The sequence below is a fragment of the Xenorhabdus sp. SGI240 genome (genome assembly GCF_040081915.1).
Classification (GTDB): domain Bacteria; phylum Pseudomonadota; class Gammaproteobacteria; order Enterobacterales; family Enterobacteriaceae; genus Xenorhabdus; species Xenorhabdus bakwenae.
The window spans coordinates 1-3759 of the sequence record NZ_JBEBMB010000147.1; the positions used below are offsets into that span (position 1 = coordinate 1).

General features: G+C 41.0%; 9 protein-coding genes. 7 read left to right on the plus strand and 2 right to left on the minus strand.

What is annotated here, in order from left to right; translation table 11 throughout:
- The 3 genes from ABLA76_RS17635 to ABLA76_RS17645 form a co-directional block, all read left to right on the plus strand.
- Window positions 1-192: DUF4055 domain-containing protein (locus ABLA76_RS17635; protein ID WP_348988903.1), on the plus strand; the 192-nt coding region annotated here is incomplete at its 5' end.
- A 216-nt stretch (window positions 193-408) separates the two neighbouring features.
- Window positions 409-1218, plus strand: coding sequence for a zinc ribbon domain-containing protein (locus ABLA76_RS17640; protein WP_348988904.1), 810 nt, complete (start codon window positions 409-411; stop codon window positions 1216-1218).
- A 137-nt stretch (window positions 1219-1355) separates the two neighbouring features.
- On the plus strand, window positions 1356-1832 hold the full coding sequence (locus ABLA76_RS17645; RefSeq protein WP_285810455.1) for a DUF2846 domain-containing protein: 477 nt from the start codon (window positions 1356-1358) through the stop codon (window positions 1830-1832).
- Between the two features lie 27 nt (window positions 1833-1859).
- Here the strand turns inward: ABLA76_RS17645 and ABLA76_RS17650 are convergent, their stop codons facing one another.
- Window positions 1860-2234, minus strand: a complete 375-nt coding sequence (locus ABLA76_RS17650) for a transcriptional regulator (protein WP_285810456.1) — start codon at window positions 2232-2234, stop codon at window positions 1860-1862.
- Between the two features lie 2 nt (window positions 2235-2236).
- Entirely contained in the window at window positions 2237-2539 is a 303-nt protein-coding gene (locus ABLA76_RS17655) for a type II toxin-antitoxin system HigB family toxin (protein WP_348988905.1), read from the minus strand.
- Window positions 2540-2628: 89 nt separating this feature from the next.
- Between ABLA76_RS17655 and ABLA76_RS17660 the strand changes: the two genes are divergently transcribed.
- The 4 genes from ABLA76_RS17660 to ABLA76_RS17675 form a co-directional block, all read left to right on the plus strand.
- Window positions 2629-2787: a hypothetical protein gene (locus ABLA76_RS17660; RefSeq protein WP_348988906.1), complete on the plus strand. Its 159-nt coding sequence runs from the start codon at window positions 2629-2631 to the stop codon at window positions 2785-2787.
- The gene (locus tag ABLA76_RS17665; RefSeq protein ID WP_348988907.1) at window positions 2784-2984 is read left to right on the plus strand and encodes a hypothetical protein; all 201 of its coding nucleotides are present in this window, start codon (window positions 2784-2786) and stop codon (window positions 2982-2984) included. Before ABLA76_RS17660 ends, ABLA76_RS17665 begins: the two co-directional genes overlap by 4 nt.
- Window positions 2985-3013: 29 nt before the next feature.
- The gene (locus ABLA76_RS17670; RefSeq protein WP_348988185.1) at window positions 3014-3361 is read left to right on the plus strand and encodes a phage tail protein; all 348 of its coding nucleotides are present in this window, start codon (window positions 3014-3016) and stop codon (window positions 3359-3361) included.
- On the plus strand, window positions 3358-3759 hold a 402-nt coding region (locus tag ABLA76_RS17675), incomplete at its 3' end, for a phage minor tail protein L (protein ID WP_348988908.1). The genes ABLA76_RS17670 and ABLA76_RS17675, both read left to right, overlap by 4 nt.

A 3759-nucleotide genomic window follows, 5' to 3' on the forward strand; every position in this document is an offset into this window, starting at 1 on the left:
TATCCAGAATTCGGGTTAAATATCAAGCACTATCAGGCTGAGGCAGATATTGCTGAATCAGCTCACACGGTCGGGCAGCCAATGGTGGCACTTACCGGACTTGATGACGCATGGATAGAAGCCCACATGAAGGATGGATTTAACTATATACAAGGTCAGTATGATAAAAATATGACTGAAATGAAAAAATAGTCACTATAAGCAATCTCTTATGCATTGATATAACCCAGCTTTACTGGGCTTTAAGCTCGAGTGTGTTTATTAATAACTCATCATGAACTGCACACCAAAGCTGGATGCCAACAGACTGATATGCATGAAACAGAATAGCCCCAGTGGGGCTTTCTTTTGCTCATTTAGCATCGTGTATTGGGTAATGTTAAAAAGTTGACTGTGACGAGGGGAAAAATGTATTTTTTATTTACAGCAGTGATTCTTGGCTTAATTCCTGCCTTAATAGCAAACAGCAAAGGCAGATCATTCATTCTATGGTGGATTTATGGATTTTTGTTGTTCATTGTTGCGTTGGTGCATTCACTTCTGATAAGCAAAAATAATGCTGGCATAGAGCGAAAACAAATGGAAGAAGGTCTTGTTAAATGCCCTTACTGTGCAGAAATGATTAAGGCGGAAGCGCTCAAATGCAAGCATTGTGGTAGTGATGTTCAGGAAAAAATAGAAGAAATAACCCTTAAGAAATTTAAGCCATCTAGTGTCCCTCCTGAGTTTTTTTATAAAAGAAGGAAGGATGGGATAGAGTTAATAGATGATAGGGTTAAGGAGCTATCAAAAACGTTGATAAAAGCAAACATAGACAAGGACACTCAAGAAATAGAGCTTAATTATCAATCGGAAATAGAGAGCCTTAATAAAAGATTGCCAAAAGCAATTCAGAAACAATTTCAAGACAGGTATGCATACTGGCTTCACAACATTGATTTGGTCAAGGTTGGCCCTATTGTGGAAGCAGCAAAAAAAGCTGTTAACACAGAAGGTCTTCTTATAAAGAAAAGAGACGGCTTCATGATAAATGATGATGGAGTGAAAAAGTTAGTTGAATCATTTTTTATTCAATCTCCAGACTCGACGAACGTGTACCAAGACTTTGAAGATGAGATCTCCACAATAAAGCGCACTCTGCCCAGTGAAGTTCATGAATCATTTATCAGAAAAATAAAGTATTGGAATAATGCATTAACAGATAATAACAATAAGTGACAGCCCCATTAGGGGCTTTAAAACCGTCCGTGGCTTAAAGAGAGATTTTAACTGGACACCCATCACTCAAACTCTATCTAAGCAACCTCAGTTGCGAGGTTATTTTTTTACTTTTATACAAAAGGTTCTGTTTTTTTATGATGAATACCAAAAAATTACTTTTATCAGCTTCTCTTTTAGGCGCTTTGTTTCTCAGTGGTTGTGCCAGTGTACCTCTTGCAACTGAACAAGAATCAGTAAAAGCTAAAAGCTTTTCTGCCCCAGAGGAAAGCAAATCTGGCTTATATATCTACCGCGACAGCTTTGTTGGTAAGGCTCTAAAAAAAGACATTTATGTTGATGGGAAGTGTATTGGAGAAACAGCAGATAAAACGTTTTTCTACACACAAGTATCAGGCGACCAAAACCACAAAATATCAACCGAATCAGAGTTCTCTCCTAATGACCTAGTAATTTTCACCGAATCTGGAAAAAATTATTTCATAAGACAATACATAAAAATGGGAGTTTTCGTTGGTGGCGCTGGTTTGAGTGCCTCAACAGAGGAAGAAGGAAAAAGGGTAATATCTAAGGCAGGTGTTCGTCTTGCAAAAGAAGGGCATTGTGATAACTGATTTTCTCTGAAAGCCATAAATAGCCCCTTACGGGGCTTTATTTGTTTGTTTTATCAGGACATCGGCAGGTATTCCGAACATGCCATGTAAATTGCGGATCATGGGCAGTGTTAGATTACGCTTTCTGCTCAGAACCTCATAGACACGATTAGACTTACCAATGGCTGGCTCTAAATCTTTTACAGTCAGGCCAGATTGTTCCATTCTGAATTTAATAGCTTCAATCGGATCTGGCGGGTCAATGGGGTAATGTTTTTCTTCATAGGCTTCAATCAGTAATACCATAACTTCCATATAATCAAACTCAGGTGTGCCAGTTTCGGGTTGGTTATCGAATAGTGGCGCAATGGCTTTCAGTGCGTCCTGATAATCCTGTTCTGTTCTGATAGGTTTAATATTCATTTTTACTCCATATCTACGGTATTAGCATCTATGGCATCGTACTGTTTGTGAGTGCCGATAAATTTAACGTATCCCCATCCAGCGGGGTAAAAGATGGAGACGATTAATCGATAATCATTTCCCTTAATGTTAAATACCACCCGATTATTTTTCAGAATGCTTGCGTTGCGGTATTGAGCCTTAATGTCAGCAGGCGTTTTCCAAGAGGCTTTTTTAGCCTCATCAAACCAAGCTCTTAGTGGCTGCTCTGCATCCGGGTACTTTTCCCAGAACGCTTTCAGTGATGCAACGGATATTATTTTCATAACTTTTACTCTAGTCCCATTTCGGGACTATGGCAAGAATTTATTGTTCAAAAATGAGTCGCTTTAGCGATTTTTTCAGGGGCTAGAAAATGGCAGAACATCAAGTAGGCAACATTGTTTATCAGGTATCAATGGATGTAGCGCGATTGCTGACAGCACAACGGCAATTAGATTCTCGCTTGGACAGGTGGAGCAACGTTTTAACCAAACAGGACAGGCGGTTAATGGAGCAGAAAAGGCGATATTGAGTCTATCAAGAGCTGCCACTGCGGTAACAGCAGCGCTATCTGTTGAGAAAATAGCTGGCTATGCTGATGCGTGGGTTACGGTGAATAACAAGCTGGTCAACGCCGCGAAAGCAAATGAATCACTGGCAGAAGTATCTGAGCGCGTATTCACTATTGCTCAAAACTCCCGTGCCAGTCTGGATTCTAACGCCGCTTAACTGCGGTTTTTTCTTTTATAGGTACTCATATGGCTATTGAAGAATTTAAATGGCGAACCCAAATTCAGGATTCGCCCAGTGGTGAATTTAAACACCGAATTAAAGTCGTTGAGTTTGGGGATGGCTATAAGCAGGTCTCGGCTGACGGAATTAACCCCGAAACCCAGTCTTGGCCTTACTCCTACACCGGATTTAAAGAAGAAGTAATGCCTATCTTCCAGTTTATCCGCAGGCACACCTTAAAGTCATTTATCTGGACGCCGCCGTTTGGTGAGAAAGGGCTGTATCGGGTCAAAGCAGACTCAATAACCCTGCTCCCTATGGCAGGTGGTGTTATGAAAATATCAGCAACATTTGAACAGGCATTCAGCGCATGAAAATTAATGCAGATCTCCAACGCCTTGAGTCGGGGAATAAGATTCTTTTGTTTTCTGTTGATGGTTCCGCCTTTGGTGGGCCAGAACTGTACTTCCATAATTACCCCACTCCTTATACAGAAAAGGAATTGGAAGGCGATATAGACAGCTTACCGATTAAATCTATCTGGTGGCAGGGCGTGGAGTATAAGCCGTGGCCTGTCAGAATTGAGGGACTGGAGGTGAATAGCGATGGTCGTTCAACTTCGTCCACACTCACTGTGGCTAACCTTGATGGCACCATTAGTGCAATGTGTCTGGCTTATCAGAATATGGCTCAGGCTCGTGTCACTATTCGTATGACGTTTGCGCATTATCTGGATGCGCGTAATTTCCCGGAGGGTAATTCAGAAGCTGAC

Coding starts and splice junctions, on each gene's coding strand:
- ABLA76_RS17670 (WP_348988185.1), top strand. CDS start 3,014: ATGGCTATTGAAGAATTTAAATGGCGAACCCAAATTCAGGATTCGCCC.
- ABLA76_RS17655 (WP_348988905.1), bottom strand. CDS start 2,539: ATGAAAATAATATCCGTTGCATCACTGAAAGCGTTCTGGGAAAAGTAC.
- ABLA76_RS17645 (WP_285810455.1), top strand. CDS start 1,356: ATGATGAATACCAAAAAATTACTTTTATCAGCTTCTCTTTTAGGCGCT.
- ABLA76_RS17660 (WP_348988906.1), top strand. CDS start 2,629: ATGGCAGAACATCAAGTAGGCAACATTGTTTATCAGGTATCAATGGAT.
- ABLA76_RS17640 (WP_348988904.1), top strand. CDS start 409: ATGTATTTTTTATTTACAGCAGTGATTCTTGGCTTAATTCCTGCCTTA.
- ABLA76_RS17650 (WP_285810456.1), bottom strand. CDS start 2,234: ATGAATATTAAACCTATCAGAACAGAACAGGATTATCAGGACGCACTG.